21 protein-coding genes are annotated in these 15,062 nt (G+C 61.0%); 12 read left to right on the forward strand and 9 right to left on the reverse strand.

Annotation, left to right across the window (positions count from 1 at the left end):
* Positions 1-311: 311 nt before the first annotated feature.
* Entirely contained in the window at positions 312-476 is a 165-nt protein-coding gene (locus EN884_RS05390; protein WP_013531546.1) for a DUF3309 family protein, read from the forward strand.
* A 128-nt stretch (positions 477-604) separates the two neighbouring features.
* Here EN884_RS05390 and EN884_RS05395 read toward each other — a convergent pair whose 3' ends face one another.
* Positions 605-1,426, reverse strand: coding sequence for a DUF1236 domain-containing protein (locus EN884_RS05395; protein WP_127224138.1), 822 nt, complete (start codon positions 1,424-1,426; stop codon positions 605-607).
* 193 nt (positions 1,427-1,619) lie between these two features.
* Here EN884_RS05395 and EN884_RS05400 point away from each other — a divergent pair, with 193 nt between their 5' ends.
* Entirely contained in the window at positions 1,620-2,072 is a 453-nt protein-coding gene (locus tag EN884_RS05400) for a membrane protein (RefSeq protein WP_013531548.1), read from the forward strand.
* Positions 2,073-2,163: 91 nt separating this feature from the next.
* On the forward strand, positions 2,164-2,400 hold the full coding sequence (locus EN884_RS05405; RefSeq protein WP_013531549.1) for a hypothetical protein: 237 nt from the start codon (positions 2,164-2,166) through the stop codon (positions 2,398-2,400).
* Between the two features lie 10 nt (positions 2,401-2,410).
* Here EN884_RS05405 and EN884_RS05410 read toward each other — a convergent pair whose 3' ends face one another.
* A complete protein-coding gene (locus EN884_RS05410; RefSeq protein ID WP_013531550.1) occupies positions 2,411-2,668 on the reverse strand; it encodes a hypothetical protein in 258 nt (85 codons plus the stop codon).
* A 294-nt stretch (positions 2,669-2,962) separates the two neighbouring features.
* Here EN884_RS05410 and EN884_RS05415 point away from each other — a divergent pair, with 294 nt between their 5' ends.
* From EN884_RS05415 to EN884_RS05430, 4 genes are all read left to right on the forward strand, one after another.
* The gene (locus tag EN884_RS05415; RefSeq protein ID WP_013531551.1) at positions 2,963-3,157 is read left to right on the forward strand and encodes a DUF2934 domain-containing protein; all 195 of its coding nucleotides are present in this window, start codon (positions 2,963-2,965) and stop codon (positions 3,155-3,157) included.
* Positions 3,158-3,246: 89 nt separating this feature from the next.
* Complete coding sequence (locus tag EN884_RS05420) at positions 3,247-3,423, forward strand: hypothetical protein (RefSeq protein WP_013531552.1); 177 nt, start codon at positions 3,247-3,249, stop codon at positions 3,421-3,423.
* Positions 3,420-4,316: an alpha/beta hydrolase gene (locus EN884_RS05425; RefSeq protein WP_063168025.1), complete on the forward strand. Its 897-nt coding sequence runs from the start codon at positions 3,420-3,422 to the stop codon at positions 4,314-4,316. Before EN884_RS05420 ends, EN884_RS05425 begins: the two co-directional genes overlap by 4 nt.
* Before the next feature lie 123 nt (positions 4,317-4,439).
* A complete protein-coding gene (locus EN884_RS05430; RefSeq protein WP_013531554.1) occupies positions 4,440-4,850 on the forward strand; it encodes a DUF427 domain-containing protein in 411 nt (136 codons plus the stop codon).
* A 43-nt stretch (positions 4,851-4,893) separates the two neighbouring features.
* Here EN884_RS05430 and EN884_RS05435 read toward each other — a convergent pair whose 3' ends face one another.
* Both EN884_RS05435 and EN884_RS05440 read right to left on the reverse strand, forming a co-directional pair.
* Complete coding sequence (locus tag EN884_RS05435; RefSeq protein ID WP_027161658.1) at positions 4,894-5,313, reverse strand: HD domain-containing protein; 420 nt, start codon at positions 5,311-5,313, stop codon at positions 4,894-4,896.
* A gap of 24 nt (positions 5,314-5,337) precedes the next feature.
* The gene (locus EN884_RS05440; protein ID WP_027161657.1) at positions 5,338-5,733 is read right to left on the reverse strand and encodes a GFA family protein; all 396 of its coding nucleotides are present in this window, start codon (positions 5,731-5,733) and stop codon (positions 5,338-5,340) included.
* A gap of 200 nt (positions 5,734-5,933) precedes the next feature.
* On the opposite strand from EN884_RS05440, the gene EN884_RS05445 reads away from it, so the two are divergent.
* Together EN884_RS05445 and EN884_RS05450 are read left to right on the forward strand one after the other, a co-directional pair.
* The gene (locus tag EN884_RS05445) at positions 5,934-6,542 is read left to right on the forward strand and encodes a cysteine hydrolase (RefSeq protein WP_063168024.1); all 609 of its coding nucleotides are present in this window, start codon (positions 5,934-5,936) and stop codon (positions 6,540-6,542) included.
* Between the two features lie 100 nt (positions 6,543-6,642).
* On the forward strand, positions 6,643-7,917 hold the full coding sequence (locus EN884_RS05450) for a DUF763 domain-containing protein (RefSeq protein ID WP_063168023.1): 1,275 nt from the start codon (positions 6,643-6,645) through the stop codon (positions 7,915-7,917).
* A gap of 23 nt (positions 7,918-7,940) precedes the next feature.
* Here the strand turns inward: EN884_RS05450 and EN884_RS05455 are convergent, their stop codons facing one another.
* The 5 genes from EN884_RS05455 to EN884_RS05475 form a co-directional block, all read right to left on the reverse strand.
* Positions 7,941-8,384: a PPC domain-containing DNA-binding protein gene (locus EN884_RS05455; RefSeq protein ID WP_027161655.1), complete on the reverse strand. Its 444-nt coding sequence runs from the start codon at positions 8,382-8,384 to the stop codon at positions 7,941-7,943.
* A gap of 44 nt (positions 8,385-8,428) precedes the next feature.
* A complete protein-coding gene (locus EN884_RS05460) occupies positions 8,429-8,746 on the reverse strand; it encodes a hypothetical protein (protein ID WP_013531559.1) in 318 nt (105 codons plus the stop codon).
* Positions 8,747-8,863: 117 nt separating this feature from the next.
* The gene (locus tag EN884_RS05465; RefSeq protein WP_082826674.1) at positions 8,864-10,444 is read right to left on the reverse strand and encodes a DHA2 family efflux MFS transporter permease subunit; all 1,581 of its coding nucleotides are present in this window, start codon (positions 10,442-10,444) and stop codon (positions 8,864-8,866) included.
* A gap of 11 nt (positions 10,445-10,455) precedes the next feature.
* Positions 10,456-11,631, reverse strand: a complete 1,176-nt coding sequence (locus EN884_RS05470) for an HlyD family secretion protein (RefSeq protein ID WP_244514300.1) — start codon at positions 11,629-11,631, stop codon at positions 10,456-10,458.
* 99 nt (positions 11,632-11,730) lie between these two features.
* On the reverse strand, positions 11,731-11,901 hold the full coding sequence (locus EN884_RS05475; RefSeq protein ID WP_082826673.1) for a hypothetical protein: 171 nt from the start codon (positions 11,899-11,901) through the stop codon (positions 11,731-11,733).
* A 181-nt stretch (positions 11,902-12,082) separates the two neighbouring features.
* Here EN884_RS05475 and EN884_RS05480 point away from each other — a divergent pair, with 181 nt between their 5' ends.
* The 3 genes from EN884_RS05480 to EN884_RS05490 form a co-directional block, all read left to right on the forward strand.
* Positions 12,083-12,700, forward strand: coding sequence for a (2Fe-2S)-binding protein (locus tag EN884_RS05480; RefSeq protein WP_128360493.1), 618 nt, complete (start codon positions 12,083-12,085; stop codon positions 12,698-12,700).
* Between the two features lies 1 nt (position 12,701).
* The gene (locus EN884_RS05485) at positions 12,702-13,724 is read left to right on the forward strand and encodes a xanthine dehydrogenase family protein subunit M (protein ID WP_063168019.1); all 1,023 of its coding nucleotides are present in this window, start codon (positions 12,702-12,704) and stop codon (positions 13,722-13,724) included.
* A 3-nt stretch (positions 13,725-13,727) separates the two neighbouring features.
* Positions 13,728-15,062: molybdopterin cofactor-binding domain-containing protein (locus tag EN884_RS05490; RefSeq protein ID WP_164894929.1), on the forward strand; the 1,335-nt coding region annotated here is incomplete at its 3' end.

Here is a 15,062-nt window from a genome sequence, read left to right on the forward strand (position 1 = left end):
GCTACTGGGTTGGCGAGGCGATGGAGGACGTCAACTATGTCGACCTGCCGGCAACTCCGGAAAAAGTCTCGGGTGCGATCGAAATGGCAGCCTCAAACGCCGCCCATCTCGCTGGATTGCTGAAAGACCAGGGCTATTCGGGCGTCTCGGGATGACCTTTGTTCGCCTAAACAACTTTGAGCGGCCAGACATTGCAGCGTCGATGAGGTCTCAATCGGGAACAGGAAGGCTTGTAGCGAGTTCATATTCTCATCAGCCGGCGACCGCCGCTCCGTCTACACGGCGCGAAGCCGCAAACAGGAGAGCAAGTCATGGGTCTCGGCACAATTCTTATCATCATTCTGATTATCGCATTGCTTGGCGGCTTTAGTGGACTTGGCGGCGGGCCATTCTACGGCACCGGCTATTACGGGGGCGGCGGCCTCGGTCTTCTGCTGCTTATAGTCATAATCCTGGTCGTGCTCGGGCGTCTCTAGCCGAGTCCGCCATGCGGTGGCAGATTGTATCACCTGCCGCTTGCGGTTCTCTTCGGAGTTGCTTTGAATCCATAGCAGTCCGGCAATGACGGTCCGCCCTCTGGAGGGCGGACCACTCGTCGGACATATCAGGTCAAAATCAGCACGATCTTGAACGTATCCGGATCAACGATGACGATCCGACCGTCCGCAAGCACGAAATACTCGTAGCTTTCGTAAGCGGGAACGATCTTGACGATACGAGCCGGCAGCCGATGCAGCCTGACCTTGTGCCGCGGAACTTCGACGCCGACGCTGATGTCAAAATTGACATTGGACACAGGCTCGACCTTCGTCTCCCGGATAATCTGAGTGACTTGGGTTTTCTGCTCCACCGTCACGTTGTTGATGGAACCGGTCGACGTCGTATCCTGTGTCGAGGCCTTGCCCTGGGCCTGCTGGTCGGTGGTGGTGCCGGTCTTGCCCTGAGCCTGCTCGTCGGTCTGCATCTTGGTCTTGCCCTGGGCCTGCTGGTCGGTGGTGGTGCCGGCCTTGCCCTGAGCCTGCTCGTCGGTCTGCATCTTGGTCTTGCCCTGGGCCTGCTGGTCGGTGGTGGTGCCGGCCTTGCCCTGAGCCTGCTCGTCAGTCTTCAGCTTGGCTTTGCCCTGGGCCTGCTGGTCGGTGGTGGTGCTGGCCTTGCCCTGAGCCTGCTCATCGGTCTTCAGCTTGGCCTTGCCCTGGGCCTGCTGGTCGGTGGTGGTGCCGGCCTTGCCCTGAGCCTGCTCGTCGGTCTTCAGCTTGGCTTTGCCCTGGGCCTGCTCGCCCATCTTGGAGCCGTTCTGGCAGTCAGCCTGCCCGGAAGCGCAGTTGGCGTCTGCGCCAGATTGGCTTTCGGTCTGTTGTGTCTGAGCCGCCGCCGTTCCACAGCCGAGCCCGATGGCCAGCATGCTGGTAATGAGAACACGTTTCATGGGAAATCTCCCTGGGTAAGGTTCGTCCCTTCACTGGGTAGAACCAGCACCCAAAAAAAATGTTCCGAGATAGATGCGTGAGTGCTAAAAAACGACCCCGCTTGAGATCATACGATCGCGGGCGGAAGCCGCCGTTAAAGCGACCTTTTCAACCTTGGCGATTGCCCTAGCTGTCTCCGGAGAGGAGACCGACATGGCAATCTATAGTCTGAGAGTGGTCAGCTTCATTTTCGTTGCCCTGGCTTTCGCTCCGGCCGCCGCGCATTTCTTCGCTATGTTCAACAAGATGAAGCTCGACGGGCCAAACTATCTGGCTGCGCAGCGCGCCTATGATGGATGGAGCCTGTTCGGCATCGTGGTGCTGGGAGCATTGCTCTCCACGGCCGCCCTGGCGATCCTGCTCTATCGAGCGAGCGCATCTTTCGGCTTGGTTGTTGTCGCCTTTCTAAGCATCGGCGCCACGCAGTTTGCCTTCTGGACGCTGACCTATCCAATCAATCAGGCGACCCGGAACTGGACTGTCCTCCCTGAAAACTGGGAGCTGCTGCGGCGCCAATGGGAGTATTCGCATGCCATCGCCGCAGGCCTCAACGCCTTGGCGTTGCTGGTGCTTTTCATATCGGCGCTTCGCCCTGCGGTGCGTTGAACGACCACGTCGTCACCAGCACGGCCAGCGGGCAGGAACCACCATGAAGCGGAATCATTGAAACGCCAGATGTTCCAGCGCGGCAGGAAAAATGAAACGGTACTATTTTGATCTTCAAAACGGTGACGGCACGGTACCCGACGATGACGGGCAGCTGTTCGAATCCCGGGAACAAGCCAGAGCGGAAGCAATTCGTATTTTGCAGGATGTCGCCCAAGACGAAATGCCCGACTGCGATTTCGTCAAGATAACCGTCAAGGTACGCGATGAGATCGGTGCGCAGATGTTTGAGGCGTCGCTTGTTCTGACCTCCGGATGGAGCGTTTGATGTCGCAGTGCTAGCGGCGATACCGCACCGGGATTTGCACGACATTCTCCGATCCAGGCAGATCAAAGGCCATGGCCAGCTGACGTACGGAGGCCATCTCCACGATCAGTTCTTCAATCGAAAGGTCTGGCAGGCCGGTCTTCACCCTCTGCCTCACCCTGGCCGCAAGTTCATGAACCCGCACCGGGACGAAAAGCGGGCTGTCGTCCAGCAGCTTGCTGATTTCGATGACCACATCGGCGTCGATGTCTTTCGGCAATTCCCGCATGAGCGTCACCTCCAATCGAAGCAACAGCCCGCCATGTCGATGCGACGAGCGATCCGGCGTTGAGCGCCGGGCAGTGGGATCGGAGAGGGACGTGCTCGGCGCTGGCCGATATCCTGATTCATAAAACTGCGAGCATAGGTGTGTCACGAAAAAATATCGGTACGAAATTTACCAAGCCGGTCATCCCATGCAATCCACAAGGGCCTTCCCGAAATCCGGCAGCGGCTGTTGCCGACAGAGGAGGAACAAAAAATATGGCCCGGAATTGAGACTGACGAATTGGAGGATCTAGCCATGGACAGCAGGGAAGAAAAGATCAAACGACGGGCCTATGAAATCTGGGAACAAGAGGGCCGGCCGGTAGGCCGCGAGCAGGAGCACTGGGATCGGGCCGTGCAGGAGATCGAAGCTGAGGGTTCGGAGACTGAACGTGGCCCGGTTCTGCCTGACCCGACAGTTGCGGCCGATTCCAATAGCTCGAAGCGTTGATCGGCAATCCCATGGCGTCTTGAGGACCCCGGTCGGGCAACCAAATTGGCGGAACCTCGTTTGCCGGGCATCAACCAGAGGAGGTTTCGATGAAGAGGTTCTTTTCATTCCTGGTCTTGGCCGCTGCCCTTGCGCTCGGCGCCTGCGACAACAACACCGAGCCGATGAAAGCCACCAGCAACAAGAACCCACAGGTTGATCAGGCCGCCAGACCAGGCCCCACGACTGGCGGCGACCAGCCAGCTACGGTGCCTCAGAGCAAATGAACTCCGTCTCACATTGCGACACACCTCTGCTGCGCGTCGCCTATCTCGATGGTGGACCGCAGGACGGCGCCCCGGTTATCCTGCTGCATGGCTGGCCCGACGACGCGACGACATACGCTCGTATTTCGCCGATGCTTCATGAAGCTGGCTTCCGGACGTTTTCCCCTTGGTTGCGAGGCTTTGGGCCGACATCGTTCCTGTCGAAAGAAACCATGCGCTCGGGCGAGATTGCCGCGATGGCGCAGGATGTGCTGGATTTTGCAGATGCGCTTGGCATCAGCCGCTTTGCAGTTGTCGGACATGATTGGGGCGCTCGGATATCCTATCTGCTCGCGTCGGTTTTTCCGGACCGCATCAAGTGCTGCGCTGCGCTGTCCCTCGGCTGGCAACCAGGCAAACCAGCAACGCCGACGCCCGAACAGGCGAAAGCATTTTGGTATCAATGGTTCATGGCGACCGCACGGGGCGCCGAGTTCGTACGAAAGAACGGCAAGGAATTCGCCAGGTATCAGTGGGACAGCTGGGGTCCATTAGGCTGGTTCGACGACGCCATTTTCGATGGCGTTGCGAGCTCGTTCGAAAATCCTGACTGGGCGGATGTGACGTTGCATTCCTATCGGGTCCGGTGGGAAGAGGCCGAGCCCGATCCGCGTTATGCTGAACTCGCCCGCCGGCAAGCAACGGTCAAGATCATCACCGTGCCGATCCTGACGCTTCACGGTGGTGACGACCGCGTTGTGTTTGCCCAGTCTTCAGAGGGGCTCGAAGAGCATTTCACCGCGTTCTACAGGCGGGTGGTGCTGGATGGCATCGGACACTTCCCGACGCGTGAGGCTTCTGATCAGGTTTCGCGAATGTTGGCTGCGTTTCTCGATAGCCATGGCAAGCGCTGAAGGAGGGGCGCCATCGACCCCATAGTAAAGGCCGGAACCTGACGCATCGCCGCGCATTTCGTCTCCATGCATGACGAACCGAAATGCGGTCTCGCAATCAATCGGCAGCCAGGGAGAATTTGGATGCAAGCTTCAGGCGCAATCTCAAGACACCATGCTGGCCAGTTGGCCATAGAACCGTTTGCGGGCACGGTGACGGTACGATTTTCCGACGCCATAGTCGCTGCCACGGAACGGGCGAAAGTGCTTCAGGAAGAAGGACATGAGCCCGTGTTCTATATTCCTTTCGAAGACATCTATTTTGACCTTTTCGAAAAAACGAACACCACCAGCCGCTCCCCTTTGAAAGGTACCGCGAGCTACTGGCGCGTCCATGCCGTGGGCAGCTCGGCTGACGATTTCATGTGGGCGTACGAGACGCCTGAAACCGCGGCGCGGGCCATTGCACGTCATGGTGCATTCGATCCGGAAAAGGCGCGCATCGATGTCGAGCCCGCGGAGGACAGAAGGCATACGCCCCACGTCACGGAGTAGATTGCCCGTTCTCATCGGCGCGAGCTGAAATTCAAGGCAGGTGCTAACCGCGTGGAAACTCTTCATCAAGGATGCGTAGTGCCTCCTCGTATCTGACGGTTGATGCCCCGGCCTGTCGTGCCTGCCAGATATTGTCCGCCAGATCCGCGCGCTTCACCGGCAGCGCCAATGGATTCGATGCCGCTCGTCGCACGAACGCGAAGTAATCCTCGCCGTCCCTACGCGACATGGCGTCGACGGCCGACGCGATCGTCGGGCCAAAACCGGCCTCTTCCAACCTGGTCCGGTCCCAGCCTTCGCCCTTTTCCAGGACGTCATGGAGATAGGCGACGACCTTCTGATCCTTGGTTTCGACCGCGTCAACGACACGGCGACAGTGCTCGATATAAGGTCGCCCGGTCTTGTCGCGCTGTGCCTGGTGGACCTCTTCGGCAATCTTGGCCGCCCGGTAAAACATGCTCATCAGGCTTCCCCTTCAGACATGGTTTCACCATCGCTCCTCGGTGTCGTGGTGCGGCAGGTCCATTCCGCAGCAAACCCAGCCAAGTCGCTGCCTCGATCCATAATTGTAGCGCGGCTCCAGGCGAGCCGGATCGTCGAACGTTCCGACATGAAGCGCGATCTCTCCCGGCGATGCGTCATAGGCGAGGCTGAGCGGCGATCCGCAGGCGGAGCAAAACCCCCTGCAGGCAATCGGCGAAGACCTGCGATAGGTCGGCGTCGCATCGGTCCAGGTCACGCTTTGGGAAGGCACCCAGGCCAGAACCGCGAACGCACTGCCGGTCGCTCGCCGGCACATATCACAATGGCAGTAATGCACTCTCGGTTCGCTTCCAACGCGGAAGCGGATCGTGCCGCAGAGACATCCTCCGCTCAGTTCCATTTTGGCGCCCCGGTTGACTTGCGGCTCCAACGCCTCTCGCGCGGTCTCATGCGAGCACCTCCATTCATCACAGCGAAAACGCCGGTCATTTGCGTCGGTTCCTGTTGGCTATCTCAGGAACCAGTGCTTGCGCGCGGCGTTGCGTGTCTTTGCTGGCAAAATGAGGAGTCAGGAATGCTTGGCCGGTCGGAGACGCACTGATGTCGATGCCGGGGCTGGCATACGGTCCCCTGGGCGATCGATGCATGCATGTCTGCGTGGACATGCAGCGGCTGTTTGCCGAGCCGTCTCAATGGGCAACACCCTGGATCACCCGGGTTCTCCCGCAGATCGAGACGCTGGTCGAAAGACGCGCGCCGCAGACGGTCTTTACACGCTTCCTGCCAGCCAAGAAGCCGGGGCAGGGCGTCGGCACCTGGAAGCGCTATTATGAGCGCTGGGCTTCACAGACGATCGAGACGATCGGGCCTGAAATGACCGAACTGTTGCCGTCTTTAGCCGGCTACTGCCCGCCAGCGGCGATCATCGACAAGCACATCTACTCGCCCTGGTTCGAAGGGCGCCTCAGAGCCTTCCTGGTGGAGCGCGGCATCGATACGCTCGTCATCACCGGTGGCGAAACGGATGTTTGCGTTCTGGCCACGGTGCTCGGAGCCATCGATTTCGGCTATCGCGTGGTTCTCGTCACGGACGCGCTATGCAGTTCTTCCGATTCAACCCACGACGCACTGCTGACCGTTTACCACCAACGTTTCGCGCAGCAGGTCGAGACGGTTGAGATGGAAACGGTTCTCTCGAACTGGACTTGACGTTCGCCAACTCGGCTCGGCGGAAAGTGTCCATGCTTCCTTGCGCGGTTTGGCTGCCTATCTGTTAAGAGAATAACGGACACCAGAACGGATAGCAGACGTGACGCAACGATCGGGAAGTGCTGATCTTCCACTCCATGGCGGGCGCGTGCCAAAATGGCTCGGCGACCGCATGACGCGTCTTGGCGCCGTGATGTGCGAAGCGATCATTCATCACTATGGTCGAGACGAACTGCTGCGACGGCTGGCGCATCCGTTCTGGTTCCAGTCCTTTGGTGCTGTCATGGGCATGGATTGGCATTCGTCGGGGATCACGACCAGCGTCGTGGGCGCTTTGAAGCGTGGCCTCACGCCGCTTTCCGGCGAGCTCGGCATTCATGTCTGCGGTGGTCGCGGCGCGCATTCGCGAAAAACCCCGCATGAACTCGAAGCCATCGGCCAACGCGTCGGCTTTGACGGAGCGGGCCTGGCCACCGTCAGCCGTCTTGTCGCCAAGGTCGACAGCGCCGCAGTCCAGGACGGTTTCGATCTTTACCTGCATGGTTTCATCGTCACCGATGACGGTCGCTGGGTCGTGGTGCAGCAAGGCATGAACGGTGACAGCAAGGTGGCGCGCCGCTACCATTGGCTCTCCGAGGGGCTCAAGAGTTTTGTCGACCAGCCGCATGCCGCCATCGAGGGCATCAATCAAGGCGAGATCGTCAACCTGACCGACAGGCGCGCCGACGCGTCGCGCCAAGGGCAACTGAACCTTTTGCAGGAGCTCGGACCCGATCGCATCCTGGGCGAGCTTGCAGCATTGGAGCGTTGCGCGGAGCCGAGGCGCCGGCAGGAACCGGAGCAGCCGCTGCTGCCGCATTTGGTCATGCCGGCCCATCACGACGTTCGCGAAAGCGATGTCGTCATGCATCGTCTTCACGGCAATATCGCCGCCGCCGCGGACCGCGGTCCCACCGATTTCGCCGAGCTCCTTCTGGTCCCCGGCGTCGGCGCGCGCACGGTGCGCGCGCTGGCCCTCGTTGCCGAGGTGGTGCATGGCGCGCCTTGCCGCTTTTCCGATCCCGGCCGCTTCTCGCTGGCGCATGGCGGCAAGGACAGGCACCCGTTCCCTGTGCCGCTTAAGGTCTATGACGAGACGATCGGCGTGCTGAAGTCGGCCGTGCAAAAGGCAAAGCTCGGTCGCGATGAAGAAATCGGCGCCTTGAGGCGGCTCGACGATCAGTCGCGGCAAGTCGAACGATACGTCACCGGCCTCAGCCTGAAGGAAATTGTCGCGGGAGAATTCGACCAGTCGCATCTGCTTGGCGGGCGCAGCGTGTTCGGGTGGGAAGCGGCCCCGGACACAGCACCTGCTGAGCGGAGCAAGAAGGCCTGAGAACGAGCTAGAGCGGCTGTAGATCAATCGTCCAGATCGATGAGCGCGACACCGAGATCCGGGCGCTTGCTGCGGCGCAGATGGCCGGGCGCTTCCACCAGGGTGATTTCGAGCGTTGGCCGAACGATGCCATCAAGCAGATGTCCACCCCGGGTGGTGCCATCGCTCAATCCCAGCACCGCATGGACGTGCAGGCTGGGCTTATCGTCATCACCCAGTGCGACATCGCCGATCGCGCTCAGAACCTCGCACTGTTCGTCGATAGGGATTTTGCGGTAGGTCTTCGCGTCCGGATCAAACCAGCCCACGGTGGCTTTTTCGAAAGCCCCTATGGCGGTCAGGGACGCGCTGCCGATCTTCTGGTCGACCGCGAAGGCGGTCAGTGCCGCGAACGCTTCTTCGCCTGGGTCGAGCACCAGGACAAATGTCCTTTGTCCGCCGATCTCATTGACGAGCTGCGATTTCATCCCTGTCCTTCCATCGTTCGGCCCCATTGAGCGCCGCCGTCAGATCAATGGGCACGGTGTTCCGCATTGCGCTTGCGGGTCGCTGCAGCTTTCTTTGCCGATTCCGATCGGCTTGCGGCAGACCGTGATGCCGATGCCTTGCCGCCGCTTTTGCCGCCTTTGTGCGCCGCCGGATGGCCCGTGTGTTTGCCGCGGCCCGAACCGCCTTCCTTCTTGCCACCGCCATCGTCCTTGTTGACGGTTGCCCATGCGCGCCGCTCTGCCTCCTTGTCGGAAACCCCGCGCTTCTCATAACCTTCGGCAATGTGGTCGGCTTTACGCTCCTGCTTGTCAGTGTACTTCGATTTGTCGCCTCGTGGCATGGCCAGCTCCTCCTGTTGAACAAGGGCTGAACGTCGACCCGACGCGGTGGTTCCAACATAAGTTCGCGAAGCCGAGGCCGCATGGCGGGGCAGCGCCATACACCGCCGCGGCGCGAGCTAACGCTTTTCGGGCCGGGGAGAGCGCAGCAGCAAGGCGAGAGGAACGAGCAGTGCGGTCGCTACCGCGCAATATCGAAAGACATCGATATAGGCGAGCAATGAGGCCTGCCGCGCTATCAACTGTCCTATCCAGCCGAGCGCCTGCTGTTTTGCGTCGATCATCGGCGAGCCTTGAGCCACGAAGTGCTCGGTCGCCTGACGCAGAACCTGCTGGTAGGCCGGTGACGACTGTGCCGTGTGGCCGACGAGGTTTGCCTGATGGATTTGCGCGTTCTGGGCTATCACCGTGTTGGACAGCGACACACCGATGCTTCCGCCGATGTTACGGGCAACGTTGATGAGTGCCGACGCCTGGTTCGTCTGCTGCGGAGCAAGACCGACGTAAGCCGCCGTCGAGATGGGGATGAACAGGAAGGGCAAACCGATCATCAGGAAGATGCGCGCGAAGGCAAAGAAGCCGAAACTGACGTCCGGGGTGAGCGATGTCATATGCCAGAGCGCGACAGCGACGACGGACATGCCTGCCATGATCAGGTATTTGGGCTGGACGATGGCGCCGGCAAATCCGGAAATCGGCATAAGCATCAACATTGCGATGCCACCCGGCATCATCGACAGGCCCGACAGGGTCGCCGTATAGTTGAAGGCGGTCTGCTGCAGTTGCGGCATCAACTGGGTGGTGCTGAACAGCACGGCGCCCACTGCCATCATCACCAGGAACGATGTGCCGAACTGGCGGCTGAACAGCAGGCGGACGTCGACGATCGGATCGCGGTGACTGAATTCCCACGGGATCAGCAGCAGAAATGAGACCGCCGAAATCGCCGCGAAGGTCACGATGAAACCTGATGCGAACCAGTCGTTGCGCTGGCCCTCATCGAGAAAGATCTCCAGGCAGCCGAGTGCCGTGGCGACCAGGATGAAACCGACCCAGTCTATTCTGAGGCCGCCCTTCAACCGTTCCTGCCGTTCGCGCTCGAGCACATCAGGCTCGACCACCAGCCACTGCACCAAGGCAAGCGACATGATGCCGAACGGGACATTGATGAAGAATATCCAGTGCCAGGAGAAATGGTCGGTCAGCCAACCGCCGATGGTCGGCCCGACTGTCGGTGCGACGATGACGGCAATGCCGTAAAGAGCAAATGCCTGGGAGCGTTTTTCGGGTGGAAAGGTGTCGGCGAGAATGGATTGTTCGCTGGGTGCCATGCCGCCGCCCCCGAGGCCTTGCAGGATCCTGAAGACGATGAGCATTTCCAGATTGGGCGCCAGGCCGCACAGCAGCGACGCTATGGTGAAGATCGCCACGCAAAGCATGTAGTAACGCTTGCGGCCGATGACGCTGGCCAACCAGCCGCTAACCGGGATGATCACGGAATTCGCGACCAGATAGGTGGTGATCACCCAGGTGCTTTCGTCCATCCCGGCCGCGAGGCTGCCGGCGATGTTGCGCAGCGCCACGTTGGCGATCGAGGTGTCGAGCACCAGCATGAAGGTGGCGATCGAGACGACGACTGCGATCAGCCACGGATTGCGCCCGCCGGCGGCGGACCGGGTTTCGCTCCGTTCACCAGCCATTTCGACGGCGCTCATCTCACCTTGACTGTCGGCACCACCGACAGGCCTGGACCCAGCAGCACGCCCGGCGGTCGGTCGAAGACGATCTTCACGGGCACGCGCTGCACCACCTTGACGAAGTTGCCGGTGGCATTCTCGGCCGGCAGCAGGCTGAAGGCGGTGCCACTGCCCGCCTGGATGCTGTCGACGCGGCCGTGGAAGTTCTTTTCGGGATAGGCGTCGATATCGATGTCGACGGGCTGTCCCGGCCGCATCAGATCAAGCTGGGTCTCCTTGAAATTAGCCTTCACCCAGACCTCGTCGGGAACGAACATCATCAGCACCTGACCAGGCTGGGCGTAGGTGCCCTTGGCGGCCGTGATACTGGTGGCGCGACCGGCGACAGGCGCGGTTATGATGGTGCGCGACAGCATGGTGCGGGCCTGCTCCTGGCTGGCCTTGGCTTGATTGAGCTTTGCTTGCGCGCTCTTGGTCTGTGCTTGCAGAACAGTGACCTGGCTTTTCGCGGCTGCCACGTTTGCTCCGGCGCTGTCGAGGGCGGCCTGGTCCTGGCGCAGGGTAGAAGCGGCCTGTTCCGCCTGCTGTTGGGTGGAGGTTCCCTTGGCCAGCAGCTCACGGTTGCGCTTGTCCTCCGCTTTGGCAAACTCGAGCGCGGCCTGGGCCTGCGCCACCTGCTTCTGTGCCGCATCGATCTTGGCGTTTTGTGCTTCGATCTGTGCACCGACATCGACGATCTCGGCCTGCGCCGAGGCCACACCGGCGTCGGCTTCCGCCAGGCTTGCCTGATAGTCGCTGTCGTCGATGCGCAAGAGCACGTCGCCGGCTTTCACAGACTGGTTGTCGGTGACCGCGACATCGGTGATACGACCCGATATCTCGGCACCGATCGTCACCGTGCGGGCGTCGATGAAAGCATCGTCGGTCGATTCATACTGACGCGCGTCCAGCCACCACAAGACCAGCCCTACGGCAATCAGCAGCACTGCGAGCAGGATGGCGATGGATATGTAAGGGTGCCGCCGAGGGAAGCTCAGCAGGCTGGGCTTTGGTTCTCCGGCCTGCTTATCCTGCTTGTGCTCCTGACCGACGTCTCTCCGGTGCTTTGGCGCCGCCTCTGAGGTGGCCCTGCGTGACGTGGCGTGCGTGTCGCCGGTTTCAGATTCTTCGGTTTGGGTTTTCGCGTCCACGGGAGAACTCCCAGGAGTTTTGACCGTGGCCAGTCAACGACAACTGGTCGTAAAAGGTTCCTGGCGACCGGGCACGGTTTCGCGCCTGGCGGAATTGGTTCAGCCGATTGCCAACCTGACCACGATGGCCAGGATCACGATACCGACCAAGCCGGCTATGAACATAACCCGACGCGTGCGCGTTCGCAGGATGATCTCGCCCTGTCTCGCCTGCTCCGCAGAGAACACAGGTCCATTGTCACCGTCCTTGTCATGCCGACCATCGCTCATGATCGCCTCCTTCCGGCCCTTGGCACACACCGGCTCTTGGCACACAACCATCGCTCGACAGGCGAGGTTCCGGTTATATCGATCCCGCCAGCAGAAAAAGGATCACAGGCTCGTGAGGAGGGAACTTTGTCCTCCGCGACTGGTTTGGGCCGCTTGAGACCCAGCCAGCCCGGAGCCAGCCATGCCCGATGCCAAGATGCCCAGTGGCCTGAGCAGACGCATGTTCATGACGGCCTCTGTTTCGGCGGCGGCCGCGATGCCGCTTGTGAATTCCCCGACGAGAGCTGCCCAGCCAGCGTCCGCAAAGCCAGCCGAACCGCGCGACTTGTCGGCGGTTTCAATGCGTATCAACAAACAGACCTACAATCTCGCGCTCGACAATCGAACCAGCCTGCTTGACGCTCTGCGCGACCACGTCGGCCTGACCGGCACCAAGAAAGGTTGCGATCACGGTCAGTGCGGCGCCTGCACGGTTCTGATCGATGGAAAGCGGGTACTGTCCTGCTTGAGCTTTGCCGTCATGAACCAGGGGCGGGAGATCACAACGGTGGAAGGCCTGGCCTCGACGGACGGGGAACTGCATCCGGTCCAGCAGGCCTTCGTCGACCACGATGCCTTTCAATGCGGCTATTGCACACCGGGTCAGATCATGTCCGCAATCGGTTGCATCAACGAAGGCCATGCTGGATCGGAAGATGACATTCGCGAATATATGAGCGGCAATCTATGTCGCTGTGCGGCGTATCCCAACATCGTTGCGGCGATCGTCCAGGCGCGCGACGAGATCAGGAGGGCTTAGGATGCGCCCCTTCGTTTATGAAAGACCAACCAGCGTCTCCGCTGCAATCGCCATGGCATCCCGTGTCGATGCCGTGCGCGTTCCGCCAACCGGCGCCGACACGCAATTCATCGCCGGCGGCACCAATCTGGCCGACTACATGAAGCTCGGTGTCGCGCGGCCGGACCGACTGCTTGACCTCAACACTCTTGCCGAGCCAGCCTTGCGGCAGATCAGGATAAACGATAACACGATCCGGTTTGGTGCACTGGTCCGCATGGGTGAAGCAGCCGACAACGATGACGTCCGGCGGCGTTGCCCCGCCCTTGCCGACAGCCTGAAATTCGCCGCCAGCGGTCAGCTTCGCAACATGGCGAGCCTGGGCGGCAATGTGCTGCAACGTACGCGCTGCGAGTATTTTCGAGAGATTTCCTGGCCGTGCAACAAGCGCGAACCCGGCTCCGGTTGCGCTGCGATGGAAGGGTCCAATCGCCAACACGCCGTGCTGGGTACGAGCGATGCCTGCATCGCCACGTATCACGGCGATTTCGCGCAGGCGCTGGTTGCGCTCGATGCCACCGTCGAGATCGAAGGTCCGCGGGGAAGGCGCACGCTTGCATTTGCCAAGCTGCACAAACGGCCGGGCGACACGCCCGACATCGAGACGGATCTCGCCGCCGACGAGCTCATAACCGCCATCGAAGTGCGGCTCGAACGGTGGAGCAGCCGGTCGCGCTATCTGAAGATTCGTGATCGCGAATCCTACGCGTTTGCGTTGGCGTCCGCGGCTGTTGCGCTCGACATGGATGGCGAGACGGTAAGGAGTGCGCGCATTGCGCTTGGTGGTGTGGCGACGGTGCCGTGGCGGGCGCGCGAAGCAGAGGACGCGCTACAGGGCAAAGTGCTTGACGAAGCCGCGGCGCAAGAGGCTGCCGAGGCTGCCTTCGCCGATGCCAGACCGCGCGAGCATAACGCATTCAAGATACCGCTCGGCAAGCGCACGCTGGTGCGGGCGCTGCTCGAAACCCGGGATATGAAGGGCTGAGCCATGAACCAAGCTGCACCCGCCCCCAGGGAAAACCAGGGCGATCCGGTTGTCCGCATTGACGCCCGGCTAAAAGTTACCGGACAGGCCGGCTATCCCGCCGACATCGTCACGGCCAACGTCGCCTACGGTGCCCTTGCCACCAGCAGCATTGCCCGGGGCAAGGTTTCGGGACTTCACACGAAAGACGCCCGGGCCGTACCCGGTGTGCTGGACATCGTCACCTATGACGATATGGACAAGACCGACACGCCGAAATTCGGCAACACCGGCGCAAGTTCGATCGGGCCTTTGCACGACAAGACGGTTTTTCACGACGGTCAGATCATCGCTCTGGTGGTTGCCGAGACCTTCGAGGCGGCGGAGGAAGCCGCAATGTTGATCCGCGCCGACTATGAGGACGAACGGCCCGCCGCCAGCTTTGATTCCAAGGGCGTGAAGATGGAGCCGGCTGCCGGCAAAAACCCTATGTTCAAGGAGGATGCGAAGGCCGGTGATTTCGATGCCGCCTGGGCGGATGCGACGGTAAAGATCGACGAAAAATATTCGACACCGACCCAGCATCACAATCCGATCGAACTGTTTTCGACCACCGCAATATGGCAAGGCGACCAGTTGACCATACACGAGCCCAGCCAGAACGTTACCGGCTGGAAGGTGGAACTGGCACGCCAGCTGAAGCTCGATCCGGCCAATGTGCGGATCGTCAGTCCCTATATCGGCGGCGCCTTCGGCTCCAAGGGGCCGATGACGGCACGCACCGCTATCGTTGCCGTCGCGGCGCGACGCATTGGCCGCCCGGTTCGTTGCGTCGTCAATCGCATGCAAGCCTTCGGTACGCAGACCTATCGCGCCGAAACGCGGCATCGGATCCGCATGGGCGCCGGCAAGGACGGCCGCATCACGGCGTTCGGACATGAGGCCTGGGAGGTGACGTCACGCCCCGACCCTTATGTCGTCGGCGGCACGTCCGCCACCGCGCGCATGTACAATTACGGCGCCGTTCTGACGCATGTTTCGCTGGTTCATGCCGACCGCAACACGCCTGGCTACATGCGATCGCCGCCGGAGACGCCTTATGTCTACGCGCTGGAAAACGCCATGGACGAAATGGCCGTGGCCCTCGGCATGGATCCTGTCGAGTTTCGTCGCATCAATGAACCGGAGAAGGAGCCCATCGGAGGCAAGCCATTTTCCAGCCGCTCACTCATCAAGTGCTACGACCAGGCGTCGGAGGCCTTTGGCTGGTCGAAGCGCGATCCCAAGGTCGGCTCGATGCGCGACGGCGACTGGCTGGTCGGGATGGGCTGTGCGACGGCGATCTATCCGACTGCCGCC

The organism is Mesorhizobium sp. M7A.F.Ca.AU.001.01.1.1 (assembly GCF_004022735.1).
Taxonomy (GTDB): domain Bacteria; phylum Pseudomonadota; class Alphaproteobacteria; order Rhizobiales; family Rhizobiaceae; genus Mesorhizobium; species Mesorhizobium ciceri.

What these genes read in the sequence shown, in the direction of transcription:
- EN884_RS05485 (WP_063168019.1), top strand. Translation starts at nt 12,702, where the DNA reads ATGCGCCCCTTCGTTTATGAAAGACCAACCAGCGTCTCCGCTGCAATC.
- EN884_RS05460 (WP_013531559.1), bottom strand. Translation starts at nt 8,746, where the DNA reads ATGCCACGAGGCGACAAATCGAAGTACACTGACAAGCAGGAGCGTAAA.
- EN884_RS05445 (WP_063168024.1), top strand. Translation starts at nt 5,934, where the DNA reads ATGTCGATGCCGGGGCTGGCATACGGTCCCCTGGGCGATCGATGCATG.
- EN884_RS05425 (WP_063168025.1), top strand. Translation starts at nt 3,420, where the DNA reads ATGAACTCCGTCTCACATTGCGACACACCTCTGCTGCGCGTCGCCTAT.
- EN884_RS05390 (WP_013531546.1), top strand. Translation starts at nt 312, where the DNA reads ATGGGTCTCGGCACAATTCTTATCATCATTCTGATTATCGCATTGCTT.
- EN884_RS05440 (WP_027161657.1), bottom strand. Translation starts at nt 5,733, where the DNA reads ATGGAACTGAGCGGAGGATGTCTCTGCGGCACGATCCGCTTCCGCGTT.
- EN884_RS05435 (WP_027161658.1), bottom strand. Translation starts at nt 5,313, where the DNA reads ATGAGCATGTTTTACCGGGCGGCCAAGATTGCCGAAGAGGTCCACCAG.
- EN884_RS05430 (WP_013531554.1), top strand. Translation starts at nt 4,440, where the DNA reads ATGCAAGCTTCAGGCGCAATCTCAAGACACCATGCTGGCCAGTTGGCC.
- EN884_RS05480 (WP_128360493.1), top strand. Translation starts at nt 12,083, where the DNA reads ATGCCCGATGCCAAGATGCCCAGTGGCCTGAGCAGACGCATGTTCATG.
- EN884_RS05405 (WP_013531549.1), top strand. Translation starts at nt 2,164, where the DNA reads ATGAAACGGTACTATTTTGATCTTCAAAACGGTGACGGCACGGTACCC.
- EN884_RS05415 (WP_013531551.1), top strand. Translation starts at nt 2,963, where the DNA reads ATGGACAGCAGGGAAGAAAAGATCAAACGACGGGCCTATGAAATCTGG.
- EN884_RS05400 (WP_013531548.1), top strand. Translation starts at nt 1,620, where the DNA reads ATGGCAATCTATAGTCTGAGAGTGGTCAGCTTCATTTTCGTTGCCCTG.
- EN884_RS05410 (WP_013531550.1), bottom strand. Translation starts at nt 2,668, where the DNA reads ATGCGGGAATTGCCGAAAGACATCGACGCCGATGTGGTCATCGAAATC.
- EN884_RS05465 (WP_082826674.1), bottom strand. Translation starts at nt 10,444, where the DNA reads ATGGCTGGTGAACGGAGCGAAACCCGGTCCGCCGCCGGCGGGCGCAAT.
- EN884_RS05455 (WP_027161655.1), bottom strand. Translation starts at nt 8,384, where the DNA reads ATGAAATCGCAGCTCGTCAATGAGATCGGCGGACAAAGGACATTTGTC.
- EN884_RS05420 (WP_013531552.1), top strand. Translation starts at nt 3,247, where the DNA reads ATGAAGAGGTTCTTTTCATTCCTGGTCTTGGCCGCTGCCCTTGCGCTC.
- EN884_RS05475 (WP_082826673.1), bottom strand. Translation starts at nt 11,901, where the DNA reads ATGAGCGATGGTCGGCATGACAAGGACGGTGACAATGGACCTGTGTTC.
- EN884_RS05395 (WP_127224138.1), bottom strand. Translation starts at nt 1,426, where the DNA reads ATGAAACGTGTTCTCATTACCAGCATGCTGGCCATCGGGCTCGGCTGT.